The sequence below is a fragment of the Proteus faecis genome (assembly GCF_030286765.1).
Taxonomy (GTDB): domain Bacteria; phylum Pseudomonadota; class Gammaproteobacteria; order Enterobacterales; family Enterobacteriaceae; genus Proteus; species Proteus faecis.
In genome coordinates this window covers 34,044-50,321 of sequence record NZ_JASVWV010000005.1, presented here as the reverse complement: position 1 = coordinate 50,321, position 16,278 = coordinate 34,044, and the positions used below count along the sequence as shown (strand labels likewise).

Below are 16,278 nucleotides of genomic sequence, written 5' to 3'. Positions count from 1 at the left end.
GATACTTTTGTCTTAAAAAAGCCACGATTAAAAATCGTGGCTTTGCTTTTGTTAGATTAATAACATTATTTGCTTGTAAGAACAAAATTGTCGCCGCTAAAACAGAGAGTAGCATCGCCACGAATAACTTGATGATGGGCAATATGACGTTGGCTATTTAATGAGGCGTGTTGCTTCCTCATATAAGCCTCTAAATGCCATGCAATAAGTTGTTTAGCGAGCTTTTTATTAGCGTGCTGACTACGCTCTGATTGCACTTTTACACTAATGCCTGTGGCAATATGTGTTGCTCTGACCGCAGATTCTGTTTTGTTAACATGCTGACCACCTGGGCCATTTGAGCGCATGGTTTCAAAAACAATTTCTTGGTCATTAATTTCATCAGGTTGTTCAAAACAAGCAACACCAATAAACCAATTTTTCCGTTTATGCCGTGGTCGTAACGTGCTTGCACATTGCCATTGTATAGAACCTGCCCACTGTTGTGCGATAGCCTGTGCATCAGCACCTTCAAGAGACACTAACGCTGATTTTAAGCCATAACGTGAAGGCTCTTTTTCAAGAACAGTGATGTTTACTTGCTGTGTTGCAGTTGATTTCAAAAAGTAATTTAAAGCTTTTTCAACTGCTATGCAGCACTCTTCAGGGCCTTGTGCAGAGGTGAATTGTAATAACATTACGCCATCTCTCCACTGGTTTTGTAGGTGATCACCGGTTTTAAACGTGCAATGACTTCGATTAATCCAATACTCACCATACTTTCAATCACTGTCTCAATTGATTTATAAGATTGTGGTGCTTCTTCATAAATCAGTTGTTTATTGGCACAAATAATACGGCTACCGAATGCAGTTCGTGAGAGTTGTAAGGGCGTAAAACGGTGTGATAAACGTCCTTTACACTCTGTACGCATCCATTTTCTGCCTGCACCATGAGGTAATGAATAAAGGCTTAATTCAGACACGATTGGCTTAACAATATAGCTGTGATCACCGCGTGAACCTGGAATAACGACCATATCGTGATGTGCCGGTGTTGCACCTTTTCGATGTAACCAGCCTTGTTGACCATATAACTCACAAGGCTCCACAAGATTATGATTTACATCAGAAATAATTACACCTTGAGTACGGATTTGGCGCATCATTCTTTCACCAATAAGGCGACGATTAATCTTTGCATAATCAAGTGCATTATTGTGAGCTTGCAAATATTCATTTGCATCTTCGGTGTTAGCAATCAGCCCTTTATGACCAAACTGTTCTGTATGGGCACGTAAGATAGATTGTCCTAAGCCTCTCGATCCGCTGTGAACGAGTAGCAATAACTGTTTTTTATTGATACCACTTTCAGCGAAAAGCGTTTCATTGAGCACTTGGTCAATTTGTTGGAATTCAGCAAAGTGATTACCACCACCAATAGAGCCTAAAGATCCAGCAAAAGGGTGGTTGTGCATTTCAGTTGGTAGATAAGCTTCTAACCATTCTAACGGTGCGATATCACTCATTTCACTCAACTGTTTTTCTGCTTTATCTAAGTTAAGTTTGCTGTTTTTAAATTCAGTTTGAAAGAGTGTCATACCACAGCCAATATCATTTCCGACTAGAGCAGGGTAAAAACGATTAACAGAGAAAAAGGCTGCACCAATAGGATAACCGCGACCTGGATGTAGGTCTGGCATACCTGCAACATAAGCCATATCAGGAAGTTGAGCCGTTATTTCTAGTTGTTGGATTGCTTTGCTTTCAATCCAAGTATTATCCGATGCGATATAACAAACGCTATCAGATAAATAATGAACACAGTTGTCCATATACCAATCCATATAATGTAAAGGATTAAAAAATAAATTGATTGGCGGACAGCAAAAAGAAGGAGAAAAGGATTACTTCTGAGATTGTCCGCAAAGAGTATTCATATTTGTAATTGTCATGAGATACCTCCTTGCGTTAATTAAAATGGGTGAGAAATAATAAATCGCGGGCATAGTAACCACTTTTTTTTGCCTTGGCAATCAAAAAGTGGTGTGAATTTTTTTTATTTTTTTAAAAGAATTAATAGATTTTATTTAATTTAAGGCTAACTTTCTTTTATTTACTGTTTTAAGTTAATACTCTATTTTTAATTAATAAATCACTTTTACTGAGCTTTTTCGGCAATAATCTTCGTAATCATCCGTTAATTTTCTATCTGTGATCACAACATCAAACTGAGCTAAATCGCCCATATTGGCTGTCGCTGTTTCATCAAAATAGTGATATTTGGTGAGTAAGATCTTACGAATAGATTTGTCCATCGCTTTTTTCTTCATATAAAGATCGTCGATGCTATAACAGGTCACGCCAAAATCGAGATGTACCCCTTCGGCTGAAATAAAGGCTTTTTTAGGATTAATGCTATCAAGATAAGAGGGTTGGGTTGGATTGAAGAATGAATCACTTTTAGGGCGGTATTCACCTCCGCAGAGTAATACGGTGGCATTTTTTTTCTGACTTAATGCTAAAAATACTCGATGAGAATAACAGATCCCAGTGAAATGCAGGTTATCGGGAATAAGCTCAATCAGTGTGGGAATAAATTGTCCGTTATCGAAAAAAAGAACATCGCCTTCAGACACCATGCCAGCAGCAAGATTAGGAATATGAAGTTCTTCTGTTTGATCCGGCGTAATAATATTGGAGGATGTTGATAGCGATCCTGCATGAGGTTGGGCTAATGCAACAATATAGCCACCTAATAATGACATTGGGAACGGGTTTTCAGCATCAGAGCTAAGATCTCGTCTAATCGTCATCTCAGAAACTTCAAGGATCCTTGCGGCGTCTTTAAGATGTATGCGACCTGAGCGTTTTATACATTCACTGAGGCGGCGCAAACGTTCGTGCTGTTTGGTCTCTATCACCGAAGGATCCTTGTATTATCGAATAGCGCACTCCAAAAAAAGATACGCTAAATAATTAGTAAGTTGATTCAGGTGCATCTGAATCTGTTGCGATAGCGACACTTGCGCTAGCTCCGATACGTGTTGCTCCTGCTTTGATCATGTTTAATGCTGTTTGGCGATCGCGAACACCACCAGAAGCTTTCACGCCAACTTCATCACCAACGGTTTTACGCATCAAAGCAACATGATGTTCTGTTGCGCCCATTGTACTGTATCCTGTCGATGTTTTCACAAAATCAACGCGGATCTCACGGCACATTTCACAGACTAAACGTACTTCGTCGTCAGTTAATAAGCAAGTTTCTAAAATCACTTTCAGAGTTGTATTACCACAAGCTGCTTTTACTGCTTCAATATCTTGTTTTACGAAGTCTAAACGACCGCTTTTTAACATACCGATATTGATAACCATATCGACTTCTTGTGCACCTTGACGAATAGCTTCAGCTGCTTCAAATGCTTTTGTTGCTGTTAAACCAGCCCCAAATGGGAAGTCGATAACACAACATACTTTTACATCACTGCCTTCAAGGCAAGTTCTTGCTAAAGGGATGTAAGAAGTGTTAATACACACAGAGAAGAAACCGTGTTCAATTGCTTCAGCACACAATTTCTTGATTTGTGATTCAGTTGTATCTGCAGCAAGAAGAGTATGATCGATATAATTAGCTAATGGACGCATAGTCTATTCCTTAGTAAAGAGATTGTTATTTTTCACTCATGTTAGTTTGGTAACATATTAGAGCCGTTTTAATGAGATAACAATCACAGATGATATCTAAATAACATTATACTGTTATACATCTAACAAAATGTCACTATTTTCACATTTGAAAATTTCATATAAGAGTAAGAGGCGCTATGGATATTGCAGTGATTGGTTCAAATATGGTGGATTTAATCACCTATATAGATAGGATGCCAAAAGAGGGGGAAACCCTTGAGGCGCCGGCATTTAAGATGGGTTGTGGTGGTAAAGGAGCAAATCAAGCGGTTGCGGCTGCTAAATTAAATTCAAAAGTGATGATGTTAACAAAGGTCGGTGATGATATTTTCGCGGATAATACCATCATGAATTTAGGATCTTATGGCATTAATACACGCTATGTTGAAAAAGTACCCGGCACAACAAGTGGTGTTGCTCCTATTTTTGTGACATCTCAATCATCAAATAGCATTTTAATTGTTAAAGGTGCTAATCAACATTTGTCGCCAGAAGATATTGATAGAGCGGCAGATAGTCTGAAAAAATGCAAAATAATCGTATTGCAATTAGAAATCCCGCTTGAAACGGTCTATCACGCTATTGAGTTTGGCAATAAACACCATATTCCTGTGTTATTTAACCCAGCACCAGCTTCAAAAGCATTAGATCTTGGTATTGCTGCTCGTTGTGATTTTTTTGTTCCGAATGAAACCGAACTTGAAATATTGACCGGTATGCCAATCACTACAATGGATGAAATTCGCAAAGCCGCTTATTCTTTACTACAAAAAGGATTTAAGAATGTCATCGTTACGTTAGGTGAAAAAGGTGCATTATGGATGAACGGCGAAATTGAAAAGCACATTCCTGCCATTAAAGTTGATGCAATAGATACCAGTGGAGCAGGGGATGCCTTTATTGGTTGTTTTTCCCATTATTATGTTCACACTAATAATATTGACGAAGCATTAAATAAAGCAGTGATGTTTTCAGGCTTAAGTGTTGCCGGAAAAGGTACGCAATCTTCTTACCCAAGCATTGAAGAGTTTGGGCTGTTTTTAGCACAAAAGAAATAGTCACCTTCTACACTATCACATCTTTGTATTCCACTTGCTTTCTTATTTAGAAGGTAAGTGGAAGTCATTTTAAATCAATATATTACTTTGTTTTTTGGTCAATATTGAATTTCTTGCAAACAAAAAACATTAACTTAATGTGATTGATTTCACGAAGTGGTGACAAATACTATTGAAATATAATTTCAGTGAGTGTAATTTTTATTGAAATTTGGTTTCATTGGAGTTGTTGTGATGAAAGAAGATGCATTAAGCGAATGTCTTAAAAATGAAAGCAATCAAGAAACAACACAGTTTTCTGAATTAAGTGCTTTAGAGTTGGTTACGCTTATCAATAGTGCAGATATGACAGTTGCAAGTGCGGTTAAAAAAGAATTACCCGCTATTGCTAAAGCAGTAGAAAAAATAACTGAACGTTTGCAAAAAGGTGGCCGTATTTTTTATGTCGGTGCCGGAACCAGTGGCCGATTAGCTGTACTAGACAGTGCAGAATGCCCACCTACTTTTGGTGTCTCTCCTACGTTAGTGCAGGCGATTATTGCTGGCGGTCATGATGCAATGTTAAAAGCAGTTGAAAATATTGAAGATAGCCGAGAGGCGGCAATTGAAGAGCTTCAACGCCGTCATGTTGGTGATAAAGATGTTGTTATTGGCATTGCAGCAAGCGGTCGTACCCCCTTCACTGTCGCAGCTTTGCAATATGGCAAAAAGTTAAAAGCATTGACAGTATCTATAACTACCCGTGGCAAAAGTATGATGAGTGAAATTGCTGACTTATCTATTGCGCCAGATGTGGGCGCAGAGGTGTTAACTGGTTCTACAAGAATGAAAAGCGGTACGGCTCAAAAAATGATTTTGGGTATGTTAAGTACTAGTGTCATGACTAAGCTTGGAAAAGTGCATAAAAACCTTATGGTGGATGTGATTGCAAGTAATGAGAAGTTGCAACGCCGTGCTGAAGGTATTGTTAGCGAAGTGTGTGGAATATCACATGAAAGAGCCAGAACCTTGTTACAAATGGTGAATTATCATCCTAGAAAAGCCATTTTAATGTATGAACTTCACCTGAGTGTGGAGAAAGTGGAGCAAATTACACAGCAATATCCTTATCGTTCACTACAACAGCAACTTGCCTTATTTAATGAATAACAATATGAGTAAACACTCTGAACTTTAGCAGGCACATATATGGCTAATAAAATAGAACATCTCGACACGTTAGCAATAGAAATAGAAAAACATGCTGGTGGGTTTCAAAATGTGGCAACCCTAACACATTGTATGACTCGTATTCGATTGATTTTAAAAGATAGTTCTCTATTTGATGCTGATGCTTTAAAACAAGTCGAAGGCGTTAAGGGCGTTGTATTCAATGGTGAGCAGCATCAAGTGATTGTTGGAATGGGAACTGCGGCAAAAGTTTATTCCATCATGAATAAGCGTATGCAAAACAGTTCAGTCAGTAGTGAACATGAGACGGCGCCAACACCAGTAACAAAAGGCTTCTCAATTCGCCGTATGCTAAATACATTAGCGGCGATTTTTGTTCCAACAATTCCAGCTTTAATTGGCTGTGGTTTGATTATGGGGTTAATTAATATTATCCGTTTAGTCGCACCGGGTTTAGTTGAGCAATTTCCTGAACTATTTAAATTATTCAAATTAATTGGTAGTACGGTATTTGCATATCTCTCTATTATGATTGGGATAAATACCGCTAAAGAATTGGGAGCATCAACTTCAATCGGTGCGGTCATGGCCGGATTATTAGCCATGCCTGGGCTTGCTGATATCACCTTATTTGGTGAGAAGTTACAGCCAAACAGCGGCGGGATCTTTGCCGTATTGATGGTGGTTGTGTTCTCTTCAAAATTAGAATTATGGTTTCGTAGTATCGTTAAAGAGAGTCTTGATCTTATCTTAACGCCATTTGTGACGATTTTAGTCTCTTCACTGGTGGCGATTATGATATTTCAACCTATCGGCCATTACCTTAATCAGTTATTAGCGCAAGGCGTATCATTATCACTATTGAATCAAGGTGGTGGCGCGGTTGTAACGGGGGCTGCGTTAGGCGGAAGTTTCTTATTTTTACTCTTAACGGGATTACATCAAGGGCTGATTCCTATTCATACCGAAATTTTAAATACTTTTGGTTTAAATTATCTATTCCCTATTTTAGCGATGGGCGGTATGGGGCAAGTAGGCTCTTGTTTTTGGGTTTATCTACGTACTAAAAATCAACGTTTAAAGAAAACATTAATGGGCGCATTACCCGTTGGTATTTTTGGCGTCGGCGAACCTTTATTATTTGGTGTTTCCCTTCCACTAGGAAAACCTTTTATTGCGGGATGTATTGGTGGCGCGGCGGGTGGCGCATTAATGGCATATTTCCAAGTTGGGATCATTATTCCATTTGGCACTGCTGGGTTATCATTAATTCCTTTAGTCGGCGATGGGCAAATTATTAAGTTCTTGATCGCGGTATTAGGTGCATGGATTGTCGGTTTTATTGCCAGTATGCTAATGGGATTTACGGATCCAGAGAAATAAGTCAGAAATAAAAAGGATAACAGAATGTCGACACTGACCAAAAAGCTTGAAAGTTTGCGAATACAAGGTAAAGGCACAGAGCAGCGTATTGCTGATTATCTATTACAGAATAGTAAGAATATTGCCAGTATGAATGCGGCTGATCTGGCACTTAAAGCCGGTGTAAGTAGTGCTTCTGTTATCCGTTTTTCTCGTCAAATGGGATACAGCGGTTATCCTGAATTTAAAATTGATTACCTTTCAGAAGAAAAGCAACAAAAAAGCAGTGGCGATATTCTTTATGGTAATTTAGCAAAAACAGATCCGACGGAATTAATTATTTCCAAAACGGGTCATCTATTTACTAGTGCTATTCAGGATTCACTTGCGTTATTAGATCCCCATTATATTGATGTCTTAGCGGAAAAGATGGTCTGTGCAAAACGTATTGTATTGTTTGGTATTGGCGCATCAGCCATTGTGGCGAGTGATATTTTTCATAAATTAATTCGTGTAAATAAAAACACCTTATTTAGTCCAGATCTTCATGCTCAATTAGCGTATTCCGCCAATTTATCGGCGGATGATTTGGCTATTGCAGTGACTGCACGAGGCAATACTGCTGATATTAATCGAATGCTGAAATCTGCAAAAAATGAAGGTTGTTTAACAGTGGCATTAACGCGTTTTGGGCAAGATGAAGCCACTCGATTATCAGATTATACATTGCCTTATTTTTATGATGAGCAACACTCTCAATTAGGGGTGATCACGCCACAAGTTTTACAAATGGTGGCTTTTGATGTGCTGTTTTTTAAATATATGACATTAGCGAATGGGACGGCAGAAAAAGCACTATTAAAAGGGCGAGAAGCTGTTATGCAAGGAAATCAATAATGTTACTTATCACCACTTTAGCGGTGGGTGCGGCCATTGGTTTAATAATAAGTACGACGGGTGTAGGTGGTGGTGTTATTGTTTTGCCTGTATTGACCTATTTTTTTGGTATGAATGCGCTAATGGCAGTGGCAACCGCCAATTTATTATCTATGTTGATGAAAGTCACGTCGTCTTATATGCATTTTCGCCTTGGAAACATTCCCTTTAAAAGAGCGATGATTGTATTAGGAATAATGCTACCAAGTACCTTTTTAGCCAGTGTGTTGGTTAATTATTTAGGTTCGTTAGAGCAGTATCAGCAACAAGTCGAGTGGGGGATTAATGCACTTGTTGTTGGGGCGATTATTTTTTCTCTATTTCTTTTTGTTCAGAGAATGTTTTTCTCATTACCTCCCGTTTTAGTTGAAAATGCAACGTTAGCGCCTTTAAATATAAAAGCACTTTTACTGCCTGCGATTGCTGCAGGTGTTGTTTTAGGGGCGACTGGAGTAGGTGGTGGTGTGGTTGTATTACCATTATTGTTACGTTATGCCAATCTTTCTATTAAGCAAGCTATTGGTACTTCTATATTTACCACAACATTATTATCGGGATCTTCAGCACTAGCCTACATGCAAGATGGGCATACGGATATTCATTTGGCACTCTTGTTATTCTTAGGCTCGTTAATCTCTATTCCGTTATCTAAGTGGCTATTGATCAGAATGCCTGACAGGATATTTCAGTATGCGACTTTGATTTTAATTATTTGTAGTGCCGTAATGATGCTAGCTAAATTATTTTAGTATTGAAATGTATCATTAATGTTAATTGTAAAAATATAATTTAAATAATAGCTAAATAAAAAATTATTTTTATTGGCTATTTTTTTATTATCTTATTAATTTTATTGAAGTCATTTTTAATATGAAAACGATTATTCCTTATTTATTCTGGTGTTAATGGAATGTGTTATTATTAATTTATTTTACTAATATATAGTTATTATCATAAATAGATAATTGCGATGATAATCACATTAATATTAATTCTTATGTGTTTCACTGTGATCCTCATTTAATACCTATAAGTGACGGTACTAGTATTATGGAAAATAATAATAGAAAAACACCTCATATTAGACGTATTGCCCATATTATGATGTATAAACAACGTCAGTGCTTCCATTTCTCTGTTTTTAACGGATAAACCCTCTTTTTATTTTCTAGAAATATAAAACACACTTCTTAGTAACCTTGGTTATTGAGGTGGGTTTTCTGTTTTTTTAAATATCAAACTTTTTTTTAACTCTATTATTATCAAAATAATTAGGAGATAGGATTATTATGTCTATTAATATTAAAGGTAGAAGTTTTTTAAAATTACTCGATTTCTCATCTGCTGAAATTCAATATTTATTAAAGCTTTCTAAACATTTTAAATCATTAAAAATGGCTGGTATTCCTCACCGCTCTTTGGAAGGCAAAAATATTGTTTTATTATTTGAAAAAACCTCAACACGTACACGCTGTGCCTTTGAAGTTGCGGGTTATGATTTAGGAATGGGTGTGACTTATCTTGATCCGGGCTCATCACAAATGGGAAAAAAAGAGTCTATTGAAGATACCGCGCGCGTGTTAGGGCGTTTCTATGATGGTATTGAATATCGTGGCTTTGATCAGTCATTAGTTGAGGAGTTGGCTGCGAAATCAGGAGTACCAGTATGGAATGGTCTGACAGACAAATTCCATCCAACTCAGATGTTGGCGGATATGTTAACAGTGGAAGAAAACTTTGGTCATTTAAAAGGGCTTAAGTTGACTTTCTTTGGTGATGCTCGTAATAACGTTGCTAACTCTTTAATGGTGGTTTGCGCCAAATTAGGCTTACATTTTACAGCTTGTGGTCCAGCATCTTTAATGCCAGAAGAACAACTTGTGAAGACGTGTCGTGCAATTGCGGCTGAGAACGAAGGTTCTATCACATTAACAGAAGATATCGAGAAAGGAGCAAAAGATGCTGATGTTCTCTATACCGATATTTGGGTTTCAATGGGTGAGCCAGATAGTGTTTGGGATGAACGCATTCGCTTACTGAAAGCTTATCAAGTCAATGCTTCTATGATGAAAATGGCAAACCCTCATGCGATTTTCTTACACTGTTTACCTTCATTCCATGACCGTTTAACAACCATTGGCGAAGATATTTATCAAAAATTTGGTTTGAGTGAAATGGAAGTGGCGGACGATGTTTTTGAGTCTCGCCAATCAAAAGTTTTCGATCAAGCTGAAAATCGTATGCACACCATTAAAGCAGTTATGTTTGCAACGTTAAGCTAAAGCAAGGAGTTAACAATGCCTAAGAAGGTATTTATTGCTTTAGGGGGAAATGCACTGGGTAGTACGCCACTAGAGCAAAAGCAGATAGTACGAAAAACCGCAAGGCCTATTGTGGATTTGGTTGAGAAGGGCTATCAAGTCATTATTGGTCATGGAAATGGCCCACAAGTTGGGATGATCAATTTAGCTATGGATTATGCATCACAACAGAACATCGGCACACCTTATATGCCATTTGCTGAATGTGGTGCTATGAGTCAAGGCTATATTGGCTATCATCTACAACAGGCTATTAATGACGAATTATGTACGAGAAATCTAAATAAAAATCATGGTTGTGCCACTATTGTGACTCAAGTGGTTGTTGATAAAAACGACCCTGCTTTTTTATCACCAACAAAACCAATTGGCAGTTTTTATACTCAACAGCAAGCTGAGAAAATTCAAAAAGAGCACGGTTTTTACTTTATGGAAGATGCAGGGCGTGGATATCGCAGAGTGATCCCATCGCCTAAGCCGTTAGAAATTGTAGAATCACCGATTATTAAACAGCTGGTTGAACGTAATATTGTGGTGATCACTGTTGGTGGCGGTGGTATTCCTGTTATTCGAAAAGGGAATTTATTAGAAGGCATTGATGCTGTTATTGATAAAGATAACTCTAGCTCAAAGTTAGCTGTAGAATTAAAAGCAGATATTTTATTAATATTAACGGCTGTTGATAAAGTTGCTATTAATTTTAATAAACCAGAACAAATAAATTTAGATAAATTAACACTTTCTCAAGCTCAGGAATATATTTCTCAAGGGCAATTTGCTAAAGGAAGTATGTTACCTAAAGTGGAAGCCTGCCTTAATTTTTTAAAAGAGAGTGAAAAAGGTGTACAAGCAATTATTACTTCTTTAGAGAATGCATTATCTGCTTTAGAAGGAAAAACAGGTACAACAATTATTTCTGGTTAATATCATACTTATTATTATTTTAAATTTAATTCTAATAATAGACTCTGCCAAATAGATATTATTTCTATTGGCAGAGTAGCCTCTTATTTAAGTCGAGGACGCTTATGAAACTTAAAAAGTTTGCGTTTCCGACCGCATTTACTATTTTATTTGCCATTACAGTAATTGTGGTTGGCTTAACGTGGATAATTCCAGCTGGCGAATATCAACGATTAAGTTATAACTCAGCAGAGCCATCATTAGTGGTTGCAAAAATAGATGGTTCTCATGAAGTGTTACCAGCAACTCAGGCGACATTGAATGATTTAAATGTCTCTATTGAGATTAATAAATTTACTGATGGGACAATTAAAAAACCCATAGCGATACCCGGAACCTATGAGCGTGTAGCACAGCAACCTAAAGGAATAATGGATATTACCGAAAGTATGGTGAAAGGGACAATAGAAGGGGCAGATGTTATTGTTTTCATTCTTGTCTTAGGGGGACTTATTGGGGTTGTAAATCAAACTGGTGCATTCAATGCGGGTTTAACAGCACTCGCGAATCGAACTAAAGGTAAAGAGTTTTTAGTCGTGTTTGGGGTCACGATTATATTATCTATAGGTGGGACAAGCTGTGGGATTGAAGAAGAAGCTGTTGCTTTCTATCCCATATTAGTACCAATATTCTTAATCTTAGGTTATGACGCTATTGTGTGTGTTGGGGCTATTTTCCTTGCCTCTTCAATGGGGGCAGGATTCTCAACTGTAAATCCTTTCTCAGTTGTTATTGCATCAAATGCTTCCGGGATCAGTTTTATTGAAGGGATCGGATTTCGTACTATTGGATTGGTGATTGGTACGTTGGGGGTTTTGGTTTATTTATATTGGTATTGCAAGAAGATCAAAAAAGATCCAACTTTCTCTTACAACTATGAAAATGCCGAAAGTTTTAAACAGCGCTTTTTGAGTAATTACGATCCTAATGAGATATTAGAATTTTCGTGGCGTCGTAAAGTGATCCTCTGCTTATTTGTTGCTGCTTTTCCTATTATGGTTTGGGGTGTTATGGACATGGGCTGGTGGTTTCCACAAATGGCGGCTCTTTTCCTTGCTATCGCAATCATCATAATTTTCCTATCGGGACTAAAAGAAAAAACAGCCATTGATGGATTTATTCACGGAGCATCTGAATTAGTTGGTGTTTCATTAATTATTGGTTTAGCGCGTGGTGTTAACCTTGTGATGGAACAAGGTAAGATTGCTGATACTATTCTTGAATTTATGTCTCATATAGTTGCAGGAATGCCACCGAGCCTATTCTTATTAGCACAACTCGTTGTCTTTATTTGTTTAGGTTTTATTGTTCCTTCCTCTTCAGGTCTTGCGGTTTTGGCGATGCCAATTATGGCACCATTAGCCGATGCAGTCGGTGTTCCTCGTTATATGGTGGTATCAGCATATAACTGGGGACAATATATTATGTTGTTCTTAGCACCAACGGGATTGGTGTTAGCGACATTACAAATGTTAGATATCTCCTATAACAAATGGCTTAAATTTATTATGCCGATGGTGATATTTATGTTTGTCCTTTCGGCAACACTATTATTGGTTCAAGTTGCTTTTTTATAAAATAGAATCGATGTGTTTACGTTGAGAAAGGAATTTTTGGGTTATTCTGTCATATGAAATTAATCTGGTTTTTTATGCTGCAATCAGGGGCGTTTTTTGATTTTCACTAGAAGTGATCTAGCTCTCGTTTTTAGTGGTGGTAAAAAATAAACCGAAAAAAAAGGTTGTTAATTTGTAGAAGTTATGTTTTTTTAAATACAGATAACACGTAAACACATCATTAAATTAATTGATAGGTAACCCATGATCATCACTACTCTACTACAAAGCCTACGACTAACAGCGCATATCGCGGCTGTGGTTGTCGTGCGTGTGGTGGTGGTCGTCGGCAAAGCGCCGTAACGGGTCCGAATCAACACAGTTTCGAAACCCCGCCGGCGAACTAACCGGGCGGGGTTTTTCTTTTCTACCTGCCCATCAAGTCCGGCTTAGAACAAAGGACAGATAAAAATGGGTGATCAACAAGAAACCGCCACAACAAGTAGAACGTTTACTGGTGCGCAATTAATCGTTTATTTACTGGAACGGCAAGGCATTACCACAGTTGCAGGGATCCCCGGTGGGGCTGCTCTCCCTTTGTATGATGCATTAAGTCAAAGTAAATCTATTCGACATATCTTAACTCGCCATGAACAAGGCGCAGGATTTATCGCACAAGGTATTGCTCGTGCAAATGGTAAACCTGCTGTTTGTATTGCATCGAGCGGGCCGGGTGCAACAAACTTAGTGACAGCGATTGCCGATGCTAAGCTTGATTCAATTCCTTTAGTTTGTATTACAGGTCAGGTTTCTTCAGCAATGATTGGAACTGATGCTTTCCAAGAAGTTGATACCTATGGCATGTCTATTCCAATCACGAAACATAATTATTTAGTTCGTGATATTGCTGAGTTACCTGAAATTATTTGTGATGCGTTTCGTTTAGCGATGTCAGGAAGACCGGGACCTGTATGGGTTGACGTACCTAAAGATATTCAGCAAGCTACAATTACATTAGAAGCGTTACCACCTATTCCACAAAAAGATCCTGTTCCCACATTTAATACTGATTTAGTGATACAAGCGGCGCAAATGATTAATCAGGCTAAAAATCCCGTTTTATATTTAGGTGGGGGGATCATTAGCTCTGAAGCATGTAAAGAAGCAATTGAATTAGCAGAGAAAAATAATCTGCCCACAACGATGACCTTAATGGGGTTAGGATTAATGCCACCTTCGCATCCGCTGTATTTGGGGATGTTGGGTATGCATGCGACGCGTAGCACCAATTTTATTTTAGAAGAAGCGGATCTGTTGATTGTATTAGGAGCGAGATTTGACGATCGCGCCATTGGTAAAGCAGAGAAGTTTTGCCCTAATGCCAAAATTATTCATGTTGATATCGATCGCGCTGAAATTAGCAAGATCAAACGCCCAGATATCGCGATTCACGCTGATGCGAAATCAGTGTTATCACTGTTATTACCATTGATTAATACAAACAAGCGTAGTGAATGGATAGATCGTGTTACGACATTGAAACAAGAATATCCATTAGAGATGAAAAATTCTGAAAATATTCTAAGTGGCTATGGCATTGTCTTAGCAGCTGCAAACTGTGTTGATGATGATGCCATTATTACAACAGATGTTGGACAACATCAGATGTGGGTAGCACAGGCATATCCGCTAAATCGACCTCGACAATGGTTAACATCGGGGGGGTTAGGTACGATGGGATTTGGTTTACCGGCAGCGATTGGTGCCGCATTAGCTGAGCCAAGTAAGAAAATTCTCTGTTTCTCGGGGGATGGTAGCATTATGATGAATATTCAAGAATTTGCTACGGCGGCTGAGCACCAATTAGATATCAAAATTATTTTGATAAATAATCAAGCATTGGGGCTGGTTCACCAGCAACAAACGCTATTTTTTGAAGAGCGTATTTATGCTGCTGCTTACCCTTATCAAACAGATTTTATTCGTATTGCACAAGGTTTTGGTTTAGATACCTGTGACTTAAATCAAGAAGCGGATCCTGCGAGCGCATTAAAAGCAGCAATTGAAAAACCAGGTCCGTGTTTAATTCATGTAATGATTGATATTCATGAAAAAGTATTTCCAATGGTACCGCCAGGGGCGGCAAATATTGAGATGATAGGAGCTTAATTTATGTCACACCAATCACAACCTATCGCACTGGAATTGATTGTTCGCAACCATCCCGGTGTTATGACCCATATTTGTGGGCTATTTGCTCGCCGTGCATTTAACGTCGATGGTATTTTGTGTTTACCAATGAAAAACAGTGATAAAAGCCGTATTTGGCTCTTAGTGCAAAAAGATGATCGCCTTATGCAAATGGTGAGTCAGGTGGAAAAGCTTGAAGACGTAAAAGAAGTGAGATTCAGCGACGATTTACGTGTTTTTGAGCAAATGGAAAGTTATTTAAATTAATCGCTTTATATTATTGGCTCGCCTCACTAATTGAGAGAGCCAATAATATCGCTTAAGGGCGGTGATGATAATGCTGTTGATTTGGGCTAGACATAATCACAGAGGCACGCAAATGTCCTTCAACACAGATATACGAGTGAGGGGCATTACCGTGAAAAGCATAAAAATCACCTGTTTCTAGTAAGACAGTTTCGTCATTATCAAAACGCATCATCAATTTACCAGAATAGACCATGATATGTTCTTGGGTGCCATCAGCGTGGGCAGGGCTATTGATGATCGCGCCATGCTTCATTTCGATATGCCAAATTTCAGTAATATTGCCGATGCCAATACGAAATTTAAACTCTTGGGCATAATCACCAACGATAGGTTTATGTCGTTCTAAACGAGGGTACTCTTCACGTGTAAAACTAAATAAATCTCCCAAAGGAAAGCCAAGTGCTATTGCGATAGCCTCTAAGGTATCGATTCTAGGATTAGAATCACCCGATTCTAATTTTGACAATGCAGCCTTGGATATTCCCGATTTTCTTGATAACTCATTAAGTGATAAATTTCGAGATTGTCTTAATTGTTTGACTTTATTACCAAGGTATTCATTTGTTTTTTTAGGAGGTTGTGGGTTCATTGCCAATTCAAAATATCGTTAGTTTAAAAGTGTTATTCCGATTAGATAATAACACTAAATAATCGTATTCGGAAAAATGAGATCCTGTTTCTGCTGTATTTTGTGAATAGTCTTACGATCACTGTTCGAGTTTTAATAATTACGCTAATATCCTTC

At 38.0% G+C, this 16,278-nt stretch carries 17 protein-coding genes; 12 read left to right on the top strand and 5 right to left on the bottom strand.

All coding sequences use genetic code 11. From position 1 onward, the window contains the following. Positions 1-65: 65 nt before the first annotated feature. From prfH to deoC, 4 genes are all read right to left on the bottom strand, one after another. Entirely contained in the window at positions 66-677 is a 612-nt protein-coding gene (gene prfH / locus QSH13_RS08585; RefSeq protein ID WP_109406856.1) for a peptide chain release factor H, read from the bottom strand. Then, positions 677-1,813, bottom strand: coding sequence for an RNA ligase RtcB family protein (locus QSH13_RS08580; RefSeq protein ID WP_286039036.1), 1,137 nt, complete (start codon positions 1,811-1,813; stop codon positions 677-679). The genes prfH and QSH13_RS08580 overlap by 1 nt, the downstream gene beginning before the upstream one ends. A gap of 312 nt (positions 1,814-2,125) precedes the next feature. Then, positions 2,126-2,902 carry a DeoR family transcriptional regulator gene (locus QSH13_RS08575; RefSeq protein WP_196544149.1) on the bottom strand — a complete coding sequence of 259 codons (777 nt, stop codon included), beginning with the start codon at positions 2,900-2,902 and terminating at the stop codon, positions 2,126-2,128. A 55-nt stretch (positions 2,903-2,957) separates the two neighbouring features. Further along, positions 2,958-3,626: a deoxyribose-phosphate aldolase gene (gene deoC, locus QSH13_RS08570; RefSeq protein ID WP_109396767.1), complete on the bottom strand. Its 669-nt coding sequence runs from the start codon at positions 3,624-3,626 to the stop codon at positions 2,958-2,960. Positions 3,627-3,805: 179 nt separating this feature from the next. On the opposite strand from deoC, the gene rbsK reads away from it, so the two are divergent. The 12 genes from rbsK to ilvN all read left to right on the top strand — a co-directional run bounded on the left by rbsK (position 3,806) and on the right by ilvN (position 15,491). Next, positions 3,806-4,726 (top strand): ribokinase, encoded by a 921-nt coding sequence (gene rbsK / locus QSH13_RS08565; RefSeq protein ID WP_109396768.1) that lies wholly within the window; start codon positions 3,806-3,808, stop codon positions 4,724-4,726. 234 nt (positions 4,727-4,960) lie between these two features. Beyond that, positions 4,961-5,875, top strand: coding sequence for an N-acetylmuramic acid 6-phosphate etherase (gene murQ, locus QSH13_RS08560; RefSeq protein WP_109396809.1), 915 nt, complete (start codon positions 4,961-4,963; stop codon positions 5,873-5,875). A gap of 39 nt (positions 5,876-5,914) precedes the next feature. Further along, positions 5,915-7,279 carry a PTS transporter subunit EIIC gene (locus tag QSH13_RS08555; protein WP_109406853.1) on the top strand — a complete coding sequence of 455 codons (1,365 nt, stop codon included), beginning with the start codon at positions 5,915-5,917 and terminating at the stop codon, positions 7,277-7,279. 24 nt (positions 7,280-7,303) lie between these two features. Continuing rightward, a complete protein-coding gene (locus QSH13_RS08550; RefSeq protein ID WP_109396770.1) occupies positions 7,304-8,155 on the top strand; it encodes a MurR/RpiR family transcriptional regulator in 852 nt (283 codons plus the stop codon). Then, positions 8,155-8,943, top strand: a complete 789-nt coding sequence (locus QSH13_RS08545) for a sulfite exporter TauE/SafE family protein (protein WP_286039035.1) — start codon at positions 8,155-8,157, stop codon at positions 8,941-8,943. Before QSH13_RS08550 ends, QSH13_RS08545 begins: the two co-directional genes overlap by 1 nt. Before the next feature lie 301 nt (positions 8,944-9,244). Further along, positions 9,245-9,346, top strand: coding sequence for a leader peptide SpeFL (gene speFL / locus QSH13_RS18545; RefSeq protein WP_109372621.1), 102 nt, complete (start codon positions 9,245-9,247; stop codon positions 9,344-9,346). A 137-nt stretch (positions 9,347-9,483) separates the two neighbouring features. Continuing rightward, on the top strand, positions 9,484-10,476 hold the full coding sequence (argF, locus tag QSH13_RS08540) for an ornithine carbamoyltransferase (protein WP_109406851.1): 993 nt from the start codon (positions 9,484-9,486) through the stop codon (positions 10,474-10,476). A 15-nt stretch (positions 10,477-10,491) separates the two neighbouring features. Beyond that, positions 10,492-11,439 (top strand): carbamate kinase, encoded by a 948-nt coding sequence (gene arcC, locus QSH13_RS08535; RefSeq protein WP_286039034.1) that lies wholly within the window; start codon positions 10,492-10,494, stop codon positions 11,437-11,439. A 104-nt stretch (positions 11,440-11,543) separates the two neighbouring features. Further along, complete coding sequence (locus QSH13_RS08530; protein ID WP_109396774.1) at positions 11,544-13,055, top strand: YfcC family protein; 1,512 nt, start codon at positions 11,544-11,546, stop codon at positions 13,053-13,055. A 243-nt stretch (positions 13,056-13,298) separates the two neighbouring features. Continuing rightward, positions 13,299-13,397, top strand: coding sequence for an ilvB operon leader peptide IvbL (gene ivbL, locus QSH13_RS08525; protein ID WP_071788573.1), 99 nt, complete (start codon positions 13,299-13,301; stop codon positions 13,395-13,397). A gap of 108 nt (positions 13,398-13,505) precedes the next feature. Then, a complete protein-coding gene (gene ilvB / locus QSH13_RS08520) occupies positions 13,506-15,203 on the top strand; it encodes an acetolactate synthase large subunit (RefSeq protein ID WP_109396775.1) in 1,698 nt (565 codons plus the stop codon). 3 nt (positions 15,204-15,206) lie between these two features. Further along, entirely contained in the window at positions 15,207-15,491 is a 285-nt protein-coding gene (gene ilvN, locus QSH13_RS08515; protein ID WP_023583512.1) for an acetolactate synthase small subunit, read from the top strand. A 52-nt stretch (positions 15,492-15,543) separates the two neighbouring features. On the opposite strand, the gene QSH13_RS08510 is transcribed toward ilvN, so the two are convergent. Next, positions 15,544-16,122 (bottom strand): helix-turn-helix domain-containing protein, encoded by a 579-nt coding sequence (locus QSH13_RS08510; RefSeq protein ID WP_069368071.1) that lies wholly within the window; start codon positions 16,120-16,122, stop codon positions 15,544-15,546. Positions 16,123-16,278 lie beyond the last annotated feature (156 nt).

Bases quoted from the DNA above. Each gene is read 5' to 3' on its own strand.
- arcC (WP_286039034.1), top strand. From the start codon at position 10,492: ATGCCTAAGAAGGTATTTATTGCTTTAGGGGGAAATGCACTGGGTAGT.
- QSH13_RS08530 (WP_109396774.1), top strand. From the start codon at position 11,544: ATGAAACTTAAAAAGTTTGCGTTTCCGACCGCATTTACTATTTTATTT.
- prfH (WP_109406856.1), bottom strand. From the start codon at position 677: ATGTTATTACAATTCACCTCTGCACAAGGCCCTGAAGAGTGCTGCATA.
- QSH13_RS08550 (WP_109396770.1), top strand. From the start codon at position 7,304: ATGTCGACACTGACCAAAAAGCTTGAAAGTTTGCGAATACAAGGTAAA.
- speFL (WP_109372621.1), top strand. From the start codon at position 9,245: ATGGAAAATAATAATAGAAAAACACCTCATATTAGACGTATTGCCCAT.
- QSH13_RS08580 (WP_286039036.1), bottom strand. From the start codon at position 1,813: ATGGACAACTGTGTTCATTATTTATCTGATAGCGTTTGTTATATCGCA.
- rbsK (WP_109396768.1), top strand. From the start codon at position 3,806: ATGGATATTGCAGTGATTGGTTCAAATATGGTGGATTTAATCACCTAT.
- ilvB (WP_109396775.1), top strand. From the start codon at position 13,506: ATGGGTGATCAACAAGAAACCGCCACAACAAGTAGAACGTTTACTGGT.
- ivbL (WP_071788573.1), top strand. From the start codon at position 13,299: ATGATCATCACTACTCTACTACAAAGCCTACGACTAACAGCGCATATC.
- QSH13_RS08555 (WP_109406853.1), top strand. From the start codon at position 5,915: ATGGCTAATAAAATAGAACATCTCGACACGTTAGCAATAGAAATAGAA.
- ilvN (WP_023583512.1), top strand. From the start codon at position 15,207: ATGTCACACCAATCACAACCTATCGCACTGGAATTGATTGTTCGCAAC.
- QSH13_RS08545 (WP_286039035.1), top strand. From the start codon at position 8,155: ATGTTACTTATCACCACTTTAGCGGTGGGTGCGGCCATTGGTTTAATA.
- QSH13_RS08510 (WP_069368071.1), bottom strand. From the start codon at position 16,122: ATGAACCCACAACCTCCTAAAAAAACAAATGAATACCTTGGTAATAAA.
- deoC (WP_109396767.1), bottom strand. From the start codon at position 3,626: ATGCGTCCATTAGCTAATTATATCGATCATACTCTTCTTGCTGCAGAT.
- murQ (WP_109396809.1), top strand. From the start codon at position 4,961: ATGAAAGAAGATGCATTAAGCGAATGTCTTAAAAATGAAAGCAATCAA.
- argF (WP_109406851.1), top strand. From the start codon at position 9,484: ATGTCTATTAATATTAAAGGTAGAAGTTTTTTAAAATTACTCGATTTC.